Below are 17483 nucleotides of genomic sequence, written 5' to 3' on the forward strand. Positions count from 1 at the left end.
GCCCCGGGCGCGGCGGTCCCTCAGCGCACGTGGCCGAGGAGGCCGTGCAGGACCGTGCCGCCCGTCGGCGCCGCGGCCTCGGTGCCGCCGCGCTTCTTCCCTGAGGCCGGCGGCTCCGGCTCCGGAAGCGCGGCGCAGACCGCGTCCGCCTCCGACTGCCCGTCACCTCGCGGCACCTCGCCCGTGGCGAGATAGGTCGCCAGGTGCTCGTCCATGCAGTCGTTGCCGCCCAGCGTCACCCCGTGGTTCCCGCCGCCCTCCTCGACCACCAGGCTGGAGCCGCCCACCATCCGGTTCAGCGCCACAGCGCCCTCGTACGGCGTGGCCGCGTCGTCCGTCGCCTGCAGGATCAGTACCGGCGGCACCTCGTCGTTCGAGACGTCGGGCGGAGTCAGCGAGTCCACCGGCCAGAACGCGCACGGAGCGTTGTACCAGGCGTTGTTCCAGGTGGAGAAGGGTGCCTTGGCGTGCACATCCCAGTTGTCCGCACGCCAGACGTTCCAGTCGCGCGGCCACTTCGCGTCCCTGCACTGCACGCTCGTGTAGACCGAGTAGCCGTTGTCGTCCGCCGCGTCCGCCGCTGCGTGGCTCTCGTACGCCCGGGTCAGCGGGGCCGCGTCCTTGTCGTTGACATAGGCGGAGAACGCCTCGGCCAGCTTCGGCCAGTAGCCGTTGTAGTACCCGCCCGGCAGGAAGGTGTCCTCCAGCTCGCCCGGACCGACCTTGCCGCCGGCCGGGCTCTTCCCCAGCGCCTCCCGCATCCGGTACCAGGCCGCTTCGACCTCCGCCGGGTCCGTGCCCAGCTTGTACGTGGTGTTCCGACGGGCCACCCAGGCCATGAAGTCCTTGTGGCGGGTGTCGAAGGCGTAGTCCTGCGCGATGTTGTCCTCGTACCAGACACCCTGCGGATTGACGACGGAGTCCAGGGCGAAGCGCCGCACCCGCTCCGGGTACAGCCGCGCGTACACGGCGCCGAGATACGTGCCGTACGAGTACCCCAGGTAGTTCAGCCGCGGTGCGCCGAGCGCCGCGCGGATCGCGTCCACGTCCCGGGCCGTGCTGACCGTGTCGATGTACGGCAGGACGTCGCCGTGCTTCGTCCCGCACGCCTCCGCGAAGGACCGGGCCCGCTCGACGCCGGCGCTCTCGCTCTCGGCGCCGAGCGGTACGGAGTCCGGCCGCACCGGGTCGAAGTGGCCGGGCCTGCAGTCGAGCGCGGGCTCGCTCCTGCCGACCCCGCGTGGGTCGAAGCCGATGATGTCGTACTGCTCCGCCACCTTCGCGGGCAGCGAGGCGGCCACGAACCCGGCCATGGTCCGTCCGCTGCCGCCCGGTCCGCCCGGATTGACGAGCAGCGGACCCTGGTAGTCCTTCGGGTCCTTCGCGGTGTGCGCGATCCGGGTCAGCGCCAGGGTGATCGACCGGCCGACCGGGTCGTCGTGGTTGAGCGGCACGTCGAGCGTGGCGCACTGGAGCTTCGGATACGCCTTGGTGGCGCAGCCGCTCCAGACGAGCGGCGCGAGGGGGCGGGGGGTCGGCTCGGGCCGGGGCGTCGCGGAGGCGGGCAGGACGGTGACCGTCCCGGCGACCAGTGCCCCAGTGGCGATCAGCATTCCTGCGCGTGTGGTCATACGGCGTCCGTGCCCCGAACGGAAGGCGGAAGGACCGATTCCGGCGAGAGTTGACCCGATCAGACGATCCGTCAGCGGGTCGGCCGGTATCCGTCAGAGCAGCGTGAGCTGCTCGGGAGCCCCCGCGATCGCCGGCTCCTCCGGTACGGGTGTCCGGCGCGGCGCTCCCCGCCGGGACGGCCCGATCCCGAACTCGGCAGCCAGTTCGTGCACCTGACGGGTGATCCGGCGCTGGTACCAGGTCGGTGCGTAGGCCCCGTCCGCGTACATCCGCTCGTACCGCCCCACCAGCTGCGGGTGGTGCTGCCGCAGCCAGGTGAAGAACCACTCGCGGGCGCCCGGCCGCAGATGCAGGACGAGCGGGGTCACGGAGGTCGCGCCGGCCTCGGCGATGGCGCGCACCGTGTCGCGCAGCTGCTCGGGTCGGTCGCCGAGGAAGGGGATGACGGGGGCCATCAGCACCCCGCAGCCGATGCCGTGCTCGCCGAGGATCCGTACGACGTCCAGGCGCCGTTGTGGGGAGGGGGTGCCGGGCTCGACCGTGCGCCACAGCTCCTGGTCGGTGAAGCCGACGGAGACGGAGATGCCGACCTCGGTGACCTCCGCCGCCTGGACGAGCAGGTCGAGGTCGCGCAGGATCAGCGTGCCCTTGGTGAGGATGGAGAAGGGGTTGGCGTGGTCGCGCAGGGCCTCGATGATCCCCGGCATCAGGCGGTAGCGTCCCTCGGCCCGCTGGTAGCAGTCGACATTGGTGCCCATCGCGATGTGCGCGCCCTGCCAGCGGCGCGAGGCGAGCTGGCGGCGCAGCAGCTCCGGCGCGTTGATCTTCACCACGATCTGGGAGTCGAAGCCGAGGCCGGTGTCCAGATCCAGATAGCTGTGGGTTTTGCGGGCGAAGCAGTAGACGCACGCGTGCGTGCAGCCGCGGTACGGATTGACCGTCCATTCGAACGGCATCCGTGAGGCGCCAGGCACCCGGTTCACGATCGAGCGGGCGCGCACCTCGTGGAAGGTGATCCCGCGGAACTCGGGCGTGTCGAAGGTGCGGGTGGTGACCGCGTCCGTACCGAACAGGGCGGTCTCCGCGGCGGTGGCGGGGTTGTCGCCCAGATTGTCCCAGCGCATGGACGCCTCCTCGGTGGCAGTGCCCTGCCGTGCTTCCCGGCCGTGTTCATCAGCCGTGCGCTCAGAATAGAACACCTGTTCCCTTGATCGTCGCAACCCGGATTTGGGAGGCCCGCGCCCAGGTGGTTGGCTGGTGCCACCCCTGAAGAACCATGTGTTGGAGGAAGTGCAATGGCGCAGGTCGAGGCCACGACGGAGCGGATCATCACGGCGGACCCGGAGAAGGTGTTCGACGCTCTGGCCGACTACAGCGGCACGCGCGCGAAGCTGCTGCCGGAGCACTTCAGCGAGTACGAGGTGCGGGAGGGCGGCGACGGCGAGGGCACCCTCGTCCACTGGAAGCTCCAGGCCACCAGCAAGCGCATCCGCGACTGCCTCCTGGAGGTCACCGAGCCCACCGACGGACAGCTCGTCGAGAAGGACCGCAACTCCTCCATGGTCACCACCTGGACCGTCACCCCGGCCGGCGAGGGCAGGTCCAAGGCCGTCGTCTCCACCGTCTGGAACGGCGCCGGCGGTATCGGCGGCTTCTTCGAGAGGACCTTCGCGCCCAAGGGGCTCGGCCGCATCTACGACGCCGTCCTGGCCAAGCTGGCCGCCGAGGTGGAGAAGTAACGCTCACGCGCTCACCGGTTCGAGTGGTTTTCCCGCGACCCCCGCACGAGCGCCCCGCGCGCCCGGGGGTCGCGACCCCTCATGTAAACGCGCTGATGAGCGCCCCAAGTGCGCTGTCGTACCGGCGTGTTCACCGTCCGGGACGCGACCTGCCTTCCGTACCGCCCGACTTGCTCCCGCTTCGCGCCCAATGCGAAGAATGACGCGGCTGGGGCGCAGTCCGGCCGCGCGACGAGGGGAGCAGGTACGTGGGTGCGATCACGCTGGTGAAGGACGAGCCGCTCGCCGCGAGCGACCCGTCCGCCGAGGAACCGCCCGGATCGCCGCCCGCAGCAGAGGAGACGGCCCTCGACCCCCGCCGCGTCCGTCTCGTCTTCTTCGGTCTCATGCTCGCGCTGCTGCTCGCCGCGCTGGAGCAGATGATCGTCGCCACCGCCCTGCCGAAGATCGTCGGCGAACTCCAGGGCCTGGACCGGATGTCGTGGGCGATCACCGCCTACCTCCTGACCGCCACCATCGGTCTGCCCGTCTACGGGAAGCTCGGCGACCTCTTCGGTCGCAAAGGCGTCTTCCTCTTCGCCATCGTGGTCTTCGTCATCGGCTCGGCCCTGGCAGGCTGGTCACGGTCCATGGACGAACTCATCGCCTTCCGGGCCGTCCAGGGTGTCGGCGCCGGCGGCCTGATGATCGGCGTCCAGGCGATCATCGCGGACATCGTCCCGGCCAGGGAGCGCGGCCGCTACATGGGCCTCATCGGCGCCGCCTTCGGCCTCGCCTCCGTCGCGGGCCCGCTGCTCGGCGGCTTCTTCACCGACCACGTCTCGTGGCGCTGGTGCTTCTACTTCAACGTCCCCTTCGGGCTCGTCACCCTCGCCGTCGTCGCCGTGGTGCTCAAGCTCCCCAGGCCGCGGACGCGGGCCCGGCTCGACGTCCTCGGCTCGATCCTGCTCGCCGCCGCCTCCACCTGCCTGGTGCTGCTGACCAGTTGGGGCGGGACCGAATACGACTGGGACTCCCGCGTCATCATCGGCCTCGGCTGCGGCGCCGCCGCAACGACCGCGCTGTTCCTGGTGGTCGAGCGCTTCGCGCCCGAACCGCTCATCCCGCTGCGGCTGTTCCGGGACTCGGTCTTCACGGTCACCAGCCTCGTCGGCGCGGTGATCGGCATCGCCCTCTTCGGCGCCGCCAGCTACCTGCCGACCTTCCTGCAGATGGTCGAGGGCGCCACCGCCACCGAGTCCGGCCTCCTCATGCTGCCGCTGATGGGCGGGATCGTCCTCGCCTCGGTCGTCTCGGGCCAGCTCATCAGCCGTACCGGCCACTACAAGATCTACCCCGTCGTCGGCGGCGCCGTCTCCGTCGTCGGCATGTGGCTGCTCTCACGGATGGAGACGGACACCCCGCGCCTGCACCACAGCGTCTGGCAGGCGGTCCTCGGCATCGGCATCGGACTGGTCATGCCGGTCCTCATCCTGGCCGTGCAGAACTCCGTCCGCCCCACCGACCTCGGCACGGCCACCAGCGCCCACAACTACTTCCGCCAGATCGGCGGCAGCGGCGGCGCCGCCGTCTTCGGCACGCTGTTCGCCGCCCGCCTCGACGACGCCCTCGCCGACTCCCTGCCCCGTACGGCCGGAGTCCCGCTGCCCGCCGCCGAATCGATCACTCCGCAGGCCGTGCACGCCCTGCCGCCCGCCCTGCGGGACGCCTACATCCAGGCGTACGCGGAGGCGATGCCGCGGATCTTCCTCTATCTCGTGCCGGTCCTCGTGCTCGGCCTCGTCCTCGCCTTCTTCCTCAAGGAGAAACCGCTGGTGTCCCACCACACCCCCACCACCGAGGCCCCCACCGCCGTCCCCCGGGCCCGTGCGTCGGCCTCCCCCGCCCCGGCCACCTACACCGCCGGACTCCCGGTCTGCGGAACCGTCCAGCACCACGACGGCAGCCGCGTCCCGCGCGCGGCGCTCACCCTCATCGACGTCCAGGGACAGCAGATCGGCCGAGGCGGCAGCGGCGAGGACGGGCGCTACGCGCTCAGCGTCCCGGGCCCCGGCTCGTACGTCCTGATCGCGGCGGCCGGCGGGCATCAGCCGCAGGCCGTCTCCGTCACCGTCGGCGAACGGCCCGTCGAGCTCGACGTGGTCCTCGGCGGCGCCGGCCGGCTGGCCGGCACGGTGGTGACCGCCGACGGAAGTCCCGTCCGGGACGCGGCGGTCACCCTCACCGACGTACGCGGTGAGGTCGTCGCCTCCACCCGCAGCGGGCGCGAGGGCGGTTATGTGATCACGGAACTGGTGGCGGGCGAGTACACCCTGGCCGCCAGCGCCCCCGCCTTCCGGCCCGCCGCGCTGCCGGTGAGCGTGCAGGCGTCCCGCGAGACACGCCAGGACATCGAGCTGGCAGGCGGAGCGGTGCTGCGCGGGACGGTGCGCGCGGGCGGCGGGAGGCCGGTCGAGGACGCGCGCGTGACGCTCCTCGACGCGGCCGGCAACGTGGTCGACACCCTGACGACGGGGCCCGACGGCATCTTCCGCTTCGTGGACCTGTCCTCGGGGGAGTACACGGTGATCGCGGCGGGCTATCCGCCGGTCGCCACCGTCCTGCAGGTCGCGGGCGGCGGACGCACCGAACGCGACCTCCAGCTCGGCCACGAGGACTGACCCCGCGGGGGCTCAGGAGGAGGCGGTCGCCCTGCGCAGCGCGCTGATGCAGGTACCGATCGCCTCCTGCAGCGCTTCGAGGCGCTTCAGCATGTCGTCCTCGACGACGTCCTCCTCCAGGACCTCGTCGAGGGTCAGCTCCTCGAAGACCTTCGTGGCCTTCTGCAGGCTGTTGTAGAACTTCGTACGGCGCTCCTGGACGCGCAGCGCCGGGTCCGCCTCGACGGCCTGCGCCACCAGACCCTTGACCGTGTCGTAGGCCTCGCCGGCCCACTCGCCCGCCTCCTCGGAGTCGTCGAGCTCGTCGATGAGCGAGAGGTGCCGTTCCGCCTCCGCGCGCAGCGCCGCGGGCGCCTCCACGGTCTGCCCTGCAGGGGTGCGGATCTGGCCCTTCTCGACGATCTGCCGGACGTAGCCGATCCGGTCGGCCGCCTTGGCCTCGCCCGCCACCGCCTTCTTCAGCTCGTCGGTGCGGGCGATGGCCCGGGCCATCTCGGTCTGCAGCGCCGGGTCCTCCTTCATCCGGTCGAGCAGCGCGCCCCGCGCCGCCTCGGCCGTGCCCGGGTCGGCGAGGATCGCGGCACGCAGAGCGGTCGGGTTCTCCGCGACCTCCAGCGCCTTCGTCGGCCGGATGCCCTCGGCCTCCGCCGCCGCGGTGATCGCGTGTCCGCGCACCGACGACGCGCTGGAGCGGGAGGAGTAGTACGACAGCCAGACGTCGGCCTCCGGCAGCTCGATGTCCTCACCCGGCACCAGCGCCTCGAACTGCGGGACGAGGCCGTCGTCGGCGGCCATGTCCCAGGCCTTGTAGTACCGCATGACCCGCTCGGGGGAGCACTCGGCCAGCTCGGCGAACGCCTTCGCCGACACCTTGGCCGAGCCCTCCGCCGCCTGCCCGCCCGGCCGCACACTGCGCGCCACCTTCAGCGCGAACGCCCACCCGCCGGTCCGGGCGTAGACCCCGAACTCCCGGGCGTCGCGGACGATCGCGTCCGGCACGTCCTGGACGACGAAGTCCGCCGCCCCGGCCTCGGGGGCTTCGGGGGCGGCGGGGACGGCAGCGGCTTCGGACGGGGCGAACGCGGTGGTCACCGAGAGGTCTCCTGACGGTAGGGGCAAGAATCTGCACCGGCCAGCCTATACGCACCTGTTGACGGGATATCGCCCGAATTCGGGTCACAGTGGACACGGCTACGGGTGCGGGCATCGGCCCCGGGCGGAGAGGGGGACCCCGCCCCGCCGTCCAAGATCATCGGGTGCAGAATGACCTGTATGTCGATGACGAACACACCGAAAACGGCAACGATCGATGACGCTCCACTGATCAGTCGCGTCCTGGTCCGCGCCTTCGGCGACGACCCGATGATGCGCTGGTTCTTCCCCGACGACGCCTCGCGCGAGGCGGCGATGGGCCGCTACTTCAGCACGATCTTCACCCGGCAGTACGCCCACTCGGGCGTGTGCGAGCGCACCGCGGCGGCGGCCGCCTTCTGGGTGCCGGCGGAGGCGCAGGCCAAGGCCGTGCCCGACGCGGAGACCATTCAGGAGCTCCAGAACATCCTCGGCGACCGGGCCGGCCTGTTCGCGGAGGCCGTCGGGACGGCCGCCGCGCACACGCCCGAGGAGCCGCACTGGTCCCTGGCGATCATCGGCGCCGACCCGGCCGCCCAGGGCCAGGGGCAGGGGGCCGCCCTGCTGCGCTCGGGACTGGCCAAGGCCGACGAGGCGGGCATGCCCGTCTACCTGGAGTCCTCCAAGGAGTCCAACCTCCCCTTCTACGAGCACTTCGGCTTCGCCGTGCGGGAGGAGCTGCGGCTGCCGGGAGGGGGGCCGGTGCTGTGGGGTATGTGGCGAGAGGTCTAGACCGCTAAACCTTTCCGAGGTCCTGGCCCGGCCCTTCCCCGGGGCGTAACGTGACGCGGCATGAACGTCGTCGTCACCGCACGTGAGGGGACAGGGGTTTCGTGAAGATCCTGATCAGCGCCGACATGGAAGGCGCCACGGGCGTCACCTGGCCCGCCGACGTGCTTCCCGGGACACCCCAGTGGGAACGATGCCGGTCCATGTTCACCTCGGACGTCAACGCCGCCGTCCTCGGGTTCTTCGACGGCGGCGCCGACGAGGTATTGATCAACGAGGCGCACTCGAGCATGCGGAATCTGCTCCTCGAACAGCTCGACGAGCGGGCCGAGATGCTCACCGGGCGCCACAAGTCGCTCTCCATGGTCGAGGGGGTGCAGCGCGGCGACGTCGACGGCATCGCCTTCGTCGGTTACCACACCGGCGCGGGCACCGAAGGCGTCCTCGCGCACACCTACCTCGCCAACTCCATCACCGGCGTCTGGCTCAACGGTGAGCGGGCGAGCGAGGGACTGCTGAACGCCCATGTCGTGGCGGAGTACGGCGTGCCGGTCGTCCTCGTCACCGGGGACGACCTGACCTGCGAGGACGCCCTCGGATACGCGCCCGAGGCGCTCAAGGTCGCGGTCAAGGACCACGTCTCGCGGTACGCGGCGGTGTGCCGGCCCCCGAAGCGTACGGCGAGCGAGATCCGGGCCGCCGCGAAGGCCGCGGCCGCCCTCGCCGTACGGCACGAGCCGGTCCGCGGCGGACCCTTCACGGTGGAGCTGGAGTTCGACGCCGAGCATCTGGGGGCCGCCGCCACGGTGGTGCCCGGCGTGGCACGGAGCGGCGAGCGCCGGGTCGCGTACACCAGCGGCACGATGTACGAGGGCATTCGCACCTTCAAGGCGGTCACCACGATCGTCTCCGCAGCGGTGGAGGAGCAGTATGGCTGAGCCGGGTCAGGGACCAGACGCCACGACGCCCGACCAGGCGGCGCTCGACGAGGTCGTGACCTTCACCTCCGAGCTGATCCGGATCGACACCACCAACCGGGGCGGCGGAGACTGCCGCGAGCGGCCCGCCGCCGAGTACGTCGCCGAACGCCTCGCCGCCGCCGGACTCGAACCCACTCTCCTGGAGCGGACTCCGGGCCGCACCAACGTGGTGGCGCGCATCGAGGGCACCGACCCCTCCGCCGACGCCCTGCTCGTGCACGGCCATCTCGACGTCGTCCCCGCCGAGCCCGCCGCCTGGGCCGTCCACCCCTTCTCCGGCGAGGTCCGCGACGGCGTGGTCTGGGGCCGCGGCGCCGTGGACATGAAGAACATGGACGCGATGGTCCTCGCCGTCGTCCGCTCCTGGGCGCGCCACGGCATCCGGCCGCGCCGCGACATCGTCCTCGCCTACACCGCCGACGAGGAGGCCAGCGCCGAGGACGGTTCGGGCTTCCTCGCCGACCACCACCCCGGACTCTTCGAGGGCTGCACCGAAGGCATCAGCGAATCAGGGGCGTTCAGCTTCCACCCGGCCCCCGGCATGACGCTCTACCCGATCGCCGCCGGCGAGCGCGGCACCGCCTGGGTCAAGCTCACCGCGCACGGCCGGGCCGGACACGGCTCCAAGGTGAACACGGCCAACGCCGTCACCCGCCTCGCCGCCGCCGTCGCCCGCATCGGCGCCCACCCGTGGCCCGTCCGCCTCACCCCGACCGTACGGGCCGCGCTCACCGAACTCGCCGCCCTGTACGGCATCGAGACCGACGTGAACGCGGACGGCTTCGACGTCGACCGGCTCCTGGAGAAGCTCGGCCCGGCCGCCGCACTGGTCGAGCCGACCGTGCGCAACAGCGCCAACCCGACGATGCTGGACGCGGGTTACAAGGTCAACGTCATCCCCGGACACGCCGTCGCCTACGTCGACGGGCGCATGCTGCCGGGCGGCGAGGAGGAGTTCACCGAGACCATGGACCGGCTCACCGGGCCGGACGTGGAGTGGGAGTTCCACCACCGCGAGGTCCCGCTGGAGGCCCCGGTCGACTCGCCCACCTTCGCCCGACTGCGCGCCGCCGTCGAGCACTTCGCCCCGGACGGCCACGTCGTGCCGTTCTCCATGTCCGGCGGCACCGACGCCAAGCAGTTCTCCCGGCTCGGCATCACCGGATACGGCTTCTCCCCGCTGAAGCTGCCCCCGGGCCTGGACTACGGGGCGCTGTTCCACGGAGTCGACGAGCGCGTCCCCGTCGACGCCCTGCACTTCGGCGTCCGCGTCCTCGACCACTATCTGAAATCCGCGTAACCGCGTACGTTCGCGACACCGCGTCACCCGCACGTCCGCGTAAGTCCGTGTAAAGGAAGTCGAGATGGTACCCACGGGCGCCTACGGCACCTGGCCTTCCCCCATCGACGCCGCGCTCGCCGCCCGCCACGACGGCCGCCCCGAGTACGTCGGCGTCGTCGGCGACGAGGTGTGGTGGACCGCGCCACGGCCCACCGAGGGCGGCCGGCGGGCCCTCGTCCGCCGACGGGCCGACGGCACCGAGGAGTCGGTGCTCCCCGCCCCGTGGAACGTCCGCAGCAGAGTCGTCGAGTACGGCGGACAGCCCTGGGCGGGCGTCGCGCGCGCGGACGGCGGGCCGCTCGTGGTGTTCAGCCATTTCCCCGACCAGCGGCTGTACGCGTACCAGCCCGATACGGACAGCGCCCGCCCCGGAGCGGAGCCCCGGCCGCTCACCCCCGTCTCCACCGTCGGCGGCGGACTGCGCTGGGCCGACCCGGTGATCCACCCCGATCGCGGCGAAGTCTGGTGCGTCCTGGAGGAGTTCACCGGCCCCGCGCCCACTGACGTGCGCCGCGTCCTCGCCGCCGTACCCCTCGACGGATCGGCCGCCGAGGACCGCGGTGCCGTACGCGAACTCTCCGACGGACGCCACCGGTTCGTCACCGGTCCGCGGCTCTCCCCGGACGGACGGCAGGCGGCCTGGATCGCCTGGGACCACCCCCGGATGCCCTGGGACGGCACCGAGGCCCTCGTCGCCGACGTCGCGGACGACGGCACCTTCCACGGCGCGCGGTCCGTCGCCGGCGGACCGGAGGAGTCGGTGCCGCAGGTCGGCTGGACCGCCGACGGGCAGCTGGTGTACGTCAGCGACCGCAGCGGCTGGTGGAACCTCTACCGATCGGGCCGGGACGGTGAGCCGGTCGCCCTCTGCCCGCGCCCCGAGGAGTTCGGCGGGCCGCTGTGGAAGATCGGCCTCAGCTGGTTCCAGCCCCTGGAGAACGGGCTCGTCGCGGTCATCCACGGCAAGGGCGCCACCGCGCTCGGCATACTCGACCCCGACAGCGGCGAACTCGTCGACGCCGCGGGACCCTGGACCGAGTGGGCCGCCACCCTCGCCGTGCACGGCACCCGCGTCGTCGGCGTCGCCGCCAGCCCGCGCAGCGCGTACGAGGTCGTGGAGCTGGACACCTGTACCGGCCGGGCCCGGGTCATCGGCTCGGCCCACGACGACCCGGTCGACCCCGCGTACTACCCCGAGCCCCAGATCCGTACCTTCACCGGACCCGACGACCGCGAGATCCACGCCCACGTCTACCCGCCGCACAACCCCGACCGGATCGCCCCCGGCGAGGAGCTGCCGCCCTATGTCGTGTGGGCGCACGGCGGGCCGACCGGGCACGCTCCGCTCGTCCTCGACCTGGAGATCGCCTACTTCACCTCGCGGGGCATCGGCGTCGCCGAGGTCAACTACGGCGGGTCCACCGGCTACGGACGGGAGTACCGCGAGCGGCTGCGCGAGCAGTGGGGCGTGGTCGACGTGGAGGACTGCGCGGCCGTCGCCGAGGCGCTCGCCGCCGAGGGCACGGCCGACCCGGCGCGGCTCGCGATCCGGGGCGGCAGCGCGGGCGGCTGGACCACCGCGGCCTCCCTCGTCACCTCCGAGGTCTACGCCTGCGGCACGATCATCTACCCCATCCTCGACCTGCTGGGCTGGGCCACCGACGAGACCCACGACTTCGAGTCCCAGTACCTCGAGTCGCTCGTCGGCCCGCTCGCCGAGGTGCCCGCCCGCTACCGGGAACGCTCGCCGCTCGACCACGTCGAGCGGATCTCCGCGCCCTTCCTCCTGCTCCAGGGGCTGGACGACGTGATCTGCCCGCCCGCGCAGGCCGAGCGGTTCCTGGCGCGCATGGCGGGGCGGGGCGTCGCGCACGCGTACATCGCCTTCGAGGGCGAGAGCCACGGCTTCCGGCGCGCCGAGACGATGATCCGCGCCCTGGAGGCCGAACTCTCGCTGTACGCACAGACCTTCGGCATCGCCCGGCCCGACGTCCCCCTCCTGGAGCTGAGGAAGTGACCGCGACCCCACTGACCCGGCCCGCGCGGCTGCGGCCCGGCGCGCGGGTCGCCGTCGTCGCGCCCAGCGGGCCGATCCCGGAGGAGCGGCTCGCGGCCGGCCTCGACCTGCTGCGCGGCTGGGGCCTGGAGCCGGTGGTGGCGCCGCATGTCCTGGACACACACCCCGAGCTGGGGTACCTCGCCGGTACGGACGAGGCCCGCGCCCGGGACCTGCAGGAGGCATGGTGCGATCCCGGCGTCTCCGCGGTGATCTGCGCGCGGGGCGGCTACGGCGTCCAGCGGATGGTGGACCTGCTCGACTGGCCGGCGCTGCGGGCCGCGGGGCCCAAGGTGTTCGTCGGCTACAGCGATGTCACCGCCCTGCACGAGGCGTTCGCCGTGCGCGCGGGCCTCGCCACCCTGCACGGCCCGATGGTCGCGGCGGCCGGCTTCCTCAAGGACCCCCGCACCCAGGAGTCCCTGCGGGCCACGCTCCTCGAGCCCGAGTCGGTACGGACGCTCGGCCTGGACACCGCCCGCAGCCTGGTCCCGGGCCGGGCCCGCGGCGTCACCCTCGGCGGCTGCGTGAGCCTCCTCGCGGCCGACCTCGCCACCCCGCACGCCCGCCCCTCGGCCCGCGGGGGCCTGCTGCTCCTGGAGGACGTGGGGGAGGAGCCGTACCGCCTGGACCGCATCCTCACCCAACTGCTGCGCTCCGGCTGGCTGGACGGTGTCGCGGGCATCGGTCTCGGCTCGTGGGCGGAGTGCGGGCCCTACGAGGAGGTACGGGCGGTCCTCGCGGACCGGCTCGGCGGTCTCGGGGTGCCGGTGGTGGAGGAGATGGGCTTCGGCCACAGCGAGACGGCGCTGACCTTTCCCCTGGGGGTTCCGGGCGTCCTGGACGCGGAGTCGGGGACGCTGACGCTGGACGTGCCCGCGCTCGCGTGAGCGTTCGGACCCAAGAGACCTCAGCCCTCCGGCACCTTCACTGAATCTCCGTCAACAACCTCTGTCACGCGCGTTGACGTGGATCTGACACGTGTCACACCATGGGCCCGGCTCGGTACTTACCAGTCGGTAATCCTCAGCGTGGAGGTCCCCGTGTCCGTCTCCGTGTCCCGTGCGCTGCCTCTGTCCCGCAAGCTCCTCGCCCTGGCGGCCACGACGGCGCTGGCCGCGCCGCTCGCACTCGCCGCACCGGCGAGCGGCGCCGAACCGGGTTCGTACACCGTCACCCCGCTGACCTTCACGGTCCAGGCCGGCGACCGCACCTGCACCGTCGACGCGGACCTCTACCGCCCGGCCGGCGTGGACGCCGCGCACCCCGCGCCCGCCGTGCTCGCCACCAACGGGTTCGGCGGCAGCAAGGCGGACGGGTCCACCGATGCCATCGGCAAGGCCTTCGCCGCCCGGGGCTACGTCGGACTCGTCTACTCCGGGCTCGGCTTCGGCGCGTCCGGCTGCCTGATCTCCCTCGACGATCCGCGCATCGACGGGCAGGCCGCCACCCGCCTCGTCGACTTCCTCGGCGGCACCCGCGCCGCCGACGACGGCACCCGTGCCGACTTCGTCACCAAGGACGGGACGGGCGACCCGCGGGTCGGCATGATCGGCGGCTCCTACGGCGGCGCCATCCAGCTCGCCACCGCCTCCGTCGACCCCCGGCTCGACGCGCTCGTCCCCCTCATCACCTGGAACGACCTCGCCTACTCCCTCGCCCCCAACGGCGCCGACCGCGCCACCCCCGGCGTCTTCAAATGGCAGTGGGCCAACGGCTTCTACCTGATCGGCGAGGGCCAGCCCCTGCTCGTGCCCTCCCTCGACCCCACCCGCATCAACTCGCTCGGCTGTCTGCACTTCGTCACCGACGCCTGCGACACCGTCCGGCTGCTCAACTCGGGCCGCTACCCCACCGCCGACACCACGAAGATGCTCGACTTCGCCCGGAGCGTCTCCCCGGCCTCGTACCTCGACCGGGTCAAGGCGCCGACCTTGATCGTCCAGGGCCAGTCCGACAGTCTGTTCAACCTCAACGAGGCCCAGGACACCTACGAGCGGCTCCAGGCGCGGGGCGTCGAGACCAAGATGATCTGGCAGTCGTGGGGGCACAGCGGCGGCATCACCGACCCCGCCGCCGGTGAACTCGACCTCGGACAGGGCAATCTGGAGACCAGCTACGTCGGGCAGCGCGTCCTCGCCTGGTTCGACCGGTACCTGCGGCACGACCGGGGCACCGGTACCGGTCCGGAGTTCGCCTACTACCGCTCCTGGCAGAGCGGCTACGGCACCGCGGCCACGGTCCCGGCCCTCAGCCAGAAGCTCTACCTCTCGGGCGACGGCAAGCTCGTCGACAACCGGGCCAAGGTCGCCCGGGGCTCGCGCGCGTACAGCAACTGGCTGGTCCCCACGAGCCACTCGGAGTCCTCGCTCGCCGGCATGATCGGCCTGTCCGACCCCCGGCCGTACGACATCAAGGGCACCTACCTCGGCTGGACCAGCGCCCCGCTCACCGCCCCCGTCGACCTCGTCGGCTCCCCGAGGGCCACGCTCCGGGTCGTCTCCCCGAGGACCGAGCGCGTCCAGGACTCCGGCGACGCCGCCGACAAGCTGGTGCTCTTCGCCAAGGTCTACGACATCGCGCCGGACGGAACGAAGACCCTGGTCAACCGGCTCGTCGCCCCCGTGCGCGTGCCCGACGCGAGCCGGCCCTTCACGGTGGAACTGCCGGGGATCGTGCATCGTTACGGGACCGGCCACCGGCTGGAGTTCGTGATCGCCGCGAGCGACACCGCGTACTCCGGGAACCGCGGCGTCAAGCCCGTCACCGTCGTCAGCGCACCCGAGGACACTGGGACCCTGGAGCTCCCGATCGTGCGAGGCCGGGTGGGTTAGGCCAGGGGTGTGGATTCACGGGACCGTCGGCTGTTCTTTACCTGTCCTTTTCCCTTTTCGCGGGCAGTGGGACGGAGACTATGCCTCCGCCTCTCGCATCGTGATACGCCGATGCGTGGCGGCACATCCCCCCTCCTAGAAAGACCGAAGGCCCCGTGCCGCTTCCCGTTGTGCTCACCGGCCGCACCGTGCGGCTGGAGCCTCTCGCTCCGCACCACGCCGCCGCGATCGCCGCCGCTGGTGCCGAGGACCGTACGACGTACGCGTTCACTCCCGTCCCGCACAGCCCGGAGACGGCACAGGTCTATATCGAACGGGCCCTCGCGGAACAGACCGCGGGCCGGGCGCTCCCCTTCGCCGTCGTGAGCACGGCCGACGGGCAGGTCGTCGGCGCGACCCGGTTCCTGCAGCTCGACTACTGGCAGGGGCCGCTGGTGTGGCCCTCCGTACCCGGAGTGCCCCACGGCGATCCGGCCACCGCCGTCCCCGACGCCGCCGAGATCGGCAACACCTGGCTCTCGCCCCGGGCCCAGGGCACCGGCATCAACACCGAGGCCAAGCTGCTGATGCTGCGCCACGCCTTCGAGGTGTGGGGCGTACGGCGGATCTCGATGCGGGCCGACGCCCGGAACCTGCGCTCGCGGGCCGCCATCGAGCGTCTGGGCGCCACCTGCGAGGGCGTGCACCGGGCCCATTCGCGCGGTCTCGACGGGGCCGTGCGCAGCACCGCCTTCTACTCGATCCTCGACGAGGAGTGGCCGGCCGTGCGGGCCGTCATCACCGCGCGGCTGTCCGCGACGGCCCCCTCACGCGGGCCGCTCGTACCCGCCTGAGAACTCACGACGACGACAGGGCCGCGGATCCCCGCGGCCCTGTCGTCGTGCTGTGCTCGTCATCCTGCGCGGCGCGAACGTCTTGCTGGATGAAGGGGCAAGGGGGCGCACCCGCTCCTTGCCATGATCAACTTATAACGCAGCCGGGGGCTTGCGGCAAGACCCGGGCAGTGCCGCAGAATCACCGGCCTAGGCCGGATCTGCGGAAATGAGAGTCACGAAAAATGCGCGTGGTGTTGTCGACGTACGGGACGCGGGGGAGCGTCGAACCGATTGCGGGACTCGCGGTGCGGTTGCGGGAACTCGGCGCGGAGGCGCGGGTGTGCGCCCCGCCGGACGAGGAGTTCGCGAAGCGACTGGCCGAGGCCGGTGTGGAGCTGGTGCCGACCGGCGCGCCGGTACGCCAGGTGGTGACCACGGTGGCGCCCGGGTCGGCGGTGGGCCTGGCGCAGCGTGCGGCCGATCTCATGGCCGCGCAGCTCGACACGGTCGCGGCGGTGGCCGAGGGATGCGATGCGCTGGTGGCGACCGGCCCCCTGCCGGTCACGGCCGGCGCGCGGTCGGCGGCCGAGAAGCTGGGCATCCGCTACGTGCACGTGGCCCACCAGCCGGTCAGCCTGCCGTCGCCGTACCGCCGGCCGCCCGCTCGACGCGGTCAGCCGCTGCCGCCGGGCGTGACCGACAACCAGGCGCTGTGGGATCTGGACGCCCAGATCGCGAACACGATGTTCGGCGAGATGCTCAACACCCGGCGGGCGTCGATCGGCCTGCCAGCGGTGGACAACGTCCGCGACTACGCCTTCACCGACCGGCCGTGGCTGGCCACGGACCCGATCCTGTCCCCGTGGCAGCCGACGGACCTCGACGTGGTGCAGACGGGCGCGTGGATCCTGCCGGACGAACGGCCGCTCCCCGCCGAGCTGGTGGCGTTCCTGGACGCCGGCGACCCGCCGGTGTACGTGGGCTTCGGCAGCATGCCCCTGGGCTCCCTGAAGGACGTCGCGCGGAAGGCCATCGAGGCGATCCGCGCACAGGGCCGCCGCGTGGTCGTCGCCCGCGGCTGGGCCGAGCTGGCCCTGATCGACGACCAGGACGACTGCTTCCTCGTCGGCGAGGTCAACCACCAGGCCCTGTTCGGCCGGGTGGCCGCCGTCGTCCACCACGGCAGCGCGGGCACCACGACGACCGCCACCCGGGCCGGAGTGCCTCAGGTCGTGGTCCCCCAGGGGGCGGACCAGCCGTACTGGGCGGACCGGGTCGTCGAGCTGGGCATCGGCGCGGCCCACGACGACACGAGCCCGAGCACCGAGTCCCTGTCCGCCGCGCTCACGACCGCCCTGGCCCCCGAGACCCGCGCACGGGCGACCGCCGTCGCGGGCACCATCCGCACCGACGGAACGACGGTGGCCGCGAAGCTGCTGCTCGACGGGGTCGGCTGAGAAACGCCGACGGCCCGGCCGGTCCTGGGGGACCGGCCGGGCTCGCCGGACCGTCTTCCGCACGGTCACCGACTCGACCGACGAGACACGCGCATCCTGGCTGCGCCA

At 72.3% G+C, this 17483-nt stretch carries 13 protein-coding genes; 10 read left to right on the top strand and 3 right to left on the bottom strand.

Translation table 11 applies throughout. The features are described 5' to 3' along the window. Positions 1 to 20: 20 nt before the first annotated feature. On the bottom strand, positions 21 to 1631 hold the full coding sequence (locus ABZ939_RS21005; RefSeq protein ID WP_361857068.1) for an alpha/beta hydrolase: 1611 nt from the start codon (positions 1629 to 1631) through the stop codon (positions 21 to 23). A gap of 93 nt (positions 1632 to 1724) precedes the next feature. Then, positions 1725 to 2756: an Rv2578c family radical SAM protein gene (locus ABZ939_RS21010; RefSeq protein WP_361857071.1), complete on the bottom strand. Its 1032-nt coding sequence runs from the start codon at positions 2754 to 2756 to the stop codon at positions 1725 to 1727. A 171-nt stretch (positions 2757 to 2927) separates the two neighbouring features. Here ABZ939_RS21010 and ABZ939_RS21015 point away from each other — a divergent pair, with 171 nt between their 5' ends. Both ABZ939_RS21015 and ABZ939_RS21020 read left to right on the top strand, forming a co-directional pair. Then, positions 2928 to 3371 (top strand): SRPBCC family protein, encoded by a 444-nt coding sequence (locus tag ABZ939_RS21015; protein WP_361857074.1) that lies wholly within the window; start codon positions 2928 to 2930, stop codon positions 3369 to 3371. 248 nt (positions 3372 to 3619) lie between these two features. Continuing rightward, the gene (locus ABZ939_RS21020) at positions 3620 to 6031 is read left to right on the top strand and encodes an MFS transporter (protein ID WP_361857077.1); all 2412 of its coding nucleotides are present in this window, start codon (positions 3620 to 3622) and stop codon (positions 6029 to 6031) included. A 12-nt stretch (positions 6032 to 6043) separates the two neighbouring features. On the opposite strand, the gene ABZ939_RS21025 is transcribed toward ABZ939_RS21020, so the two are convergent. Further along, positions 6044 to 7030, bottom strand: coding sequence for a hypothetical protein (locus tag ABZ939_RS21025; RefSeq protein ID WP_361857131.1), 987 nt, complete (start codon positions 7028 to 7030; stop codon positions 6044 to 6046). 273 nt (positions 7031 to 7303) lie between these two features. Here ABZ939_RS21025 and ABZ939_RS21030 point away from each other — a divergent pair, with 273 nt between their 5' ends. The 8 genes from ABZ939_RS21030 to ABZ939_RS21065 all read left to right on the top strand — a co-directional run bounded on the left by ABZ939_RS21030 (position 7304) and on the right by ABZ939_RS21065 (position 17375). Then, complete coding sequence (locus ABZ939_RS21030) at positions 7304 to 7894, top strand: GNAT family N-acetyltransferase (protein ID WP_361857080.1); 591 nt, start codon at positions 7304 to 7306, stop codon at positions 7892 to 7894. A gap of 101 nt (positions 7895 to 7995) precedes the next feature. After that, on the top strand, positions 7996 to 8829 hold the full coding sequence (locus ABZ939_RS21035) for a M55 family metallopeptidase (RefSeq protein ID WP_361857084.1): 834 nt from the start codon (positions 7996 to 7998) through the stop codon (positions 8827 to 8829). Next, on the top strand, positions 8822 to 10171 hold the full coding sequence (locus ABZ939_RS21040; protein WP_361857086.1) for a M20/M25/M40 family metallo-hydrolase: 1350 nt from the start codon (positions 8822 to 8824) through the stop codon (positions 10169 to 10171). The genes ABZ939_RS21035 and ABZ939_RS21040 overlap by 8 nt, the downstream gene beginning before the upstream one ends. 64 nt (positions 10172 to 10235) lie before the next feature. Beyond that, complete coding sequence (locus ABZ939_RS21045; RefSeq protein ID WP_361857088.1) at positions 10236 to 12230, top strand: prolyl oligopeptidase family serine peptidase; 1995 nt, start codon at positions 10236 to 10238, stop codon at positions 12228 to 12230. Next, a complete protein-coding gene (locus ABZ939_RS21050; protein WP_361857090.1) occupies positions 12227 to 13159 on the top strand; it encodes an LD-carboxypeptidase in 933 nt (310 codons plus the stop codon). Before ABZ939_RS21045 ends, ABZ939_RS21050 begins: the two co-directional genes overlap by 4 nt. A 165-nt stretch (positions 13160 to 13324) precedes the next feature. Further along, positions 13325 to 15103 (top strand): CocE/NonD family hydrolase, encoded by a 1779-nt coding sequence (locus tag ABZ939_RS21055; RefSeq protein WP_361857134.1) that lies wholly within the window; start codon positions 13325 to 13327, stop codon positions 15101 to 15103. 155 nt (positions 15104 to 15258) lie between these two features. Beyond that, the gene (locus ABZ939_RS21060; RefSeq protein WP_361857093.1) at positions 15259 to 15936 is read left to right on the top strand and encodes a GNAT family protein; all 678 of its coding nucleotides are present in this window, start codon (positions 15259 to 15261) and stop codon (positions 15934 to 15936) included. Positions 15937 to 16160: 224 nt separating this feature from the next. Then, the gene (locus tag ABZ939_RS21065) at positions 16161 to 17375 is read left to right on the top strand and encodes a glycosyltransferase (protein WP_361857096.1); all 1215 of its coding nucleotides are present in this window, start codon (positions 16161 to 16163) and stop codon (positions 17373 to 17375) included. The last annotated feature ends 108 nt before the right edge of the window (positions 17376 to 17483 follow it).

Source organism: Streptomyces sp. NPDC046712 (assembly GCF_040645695.1).
Lineage (GTDB): Bacteria > Actinomycetota > Actinomycetes > Streptomycetales > Streptomycetaceae > Streptomyces.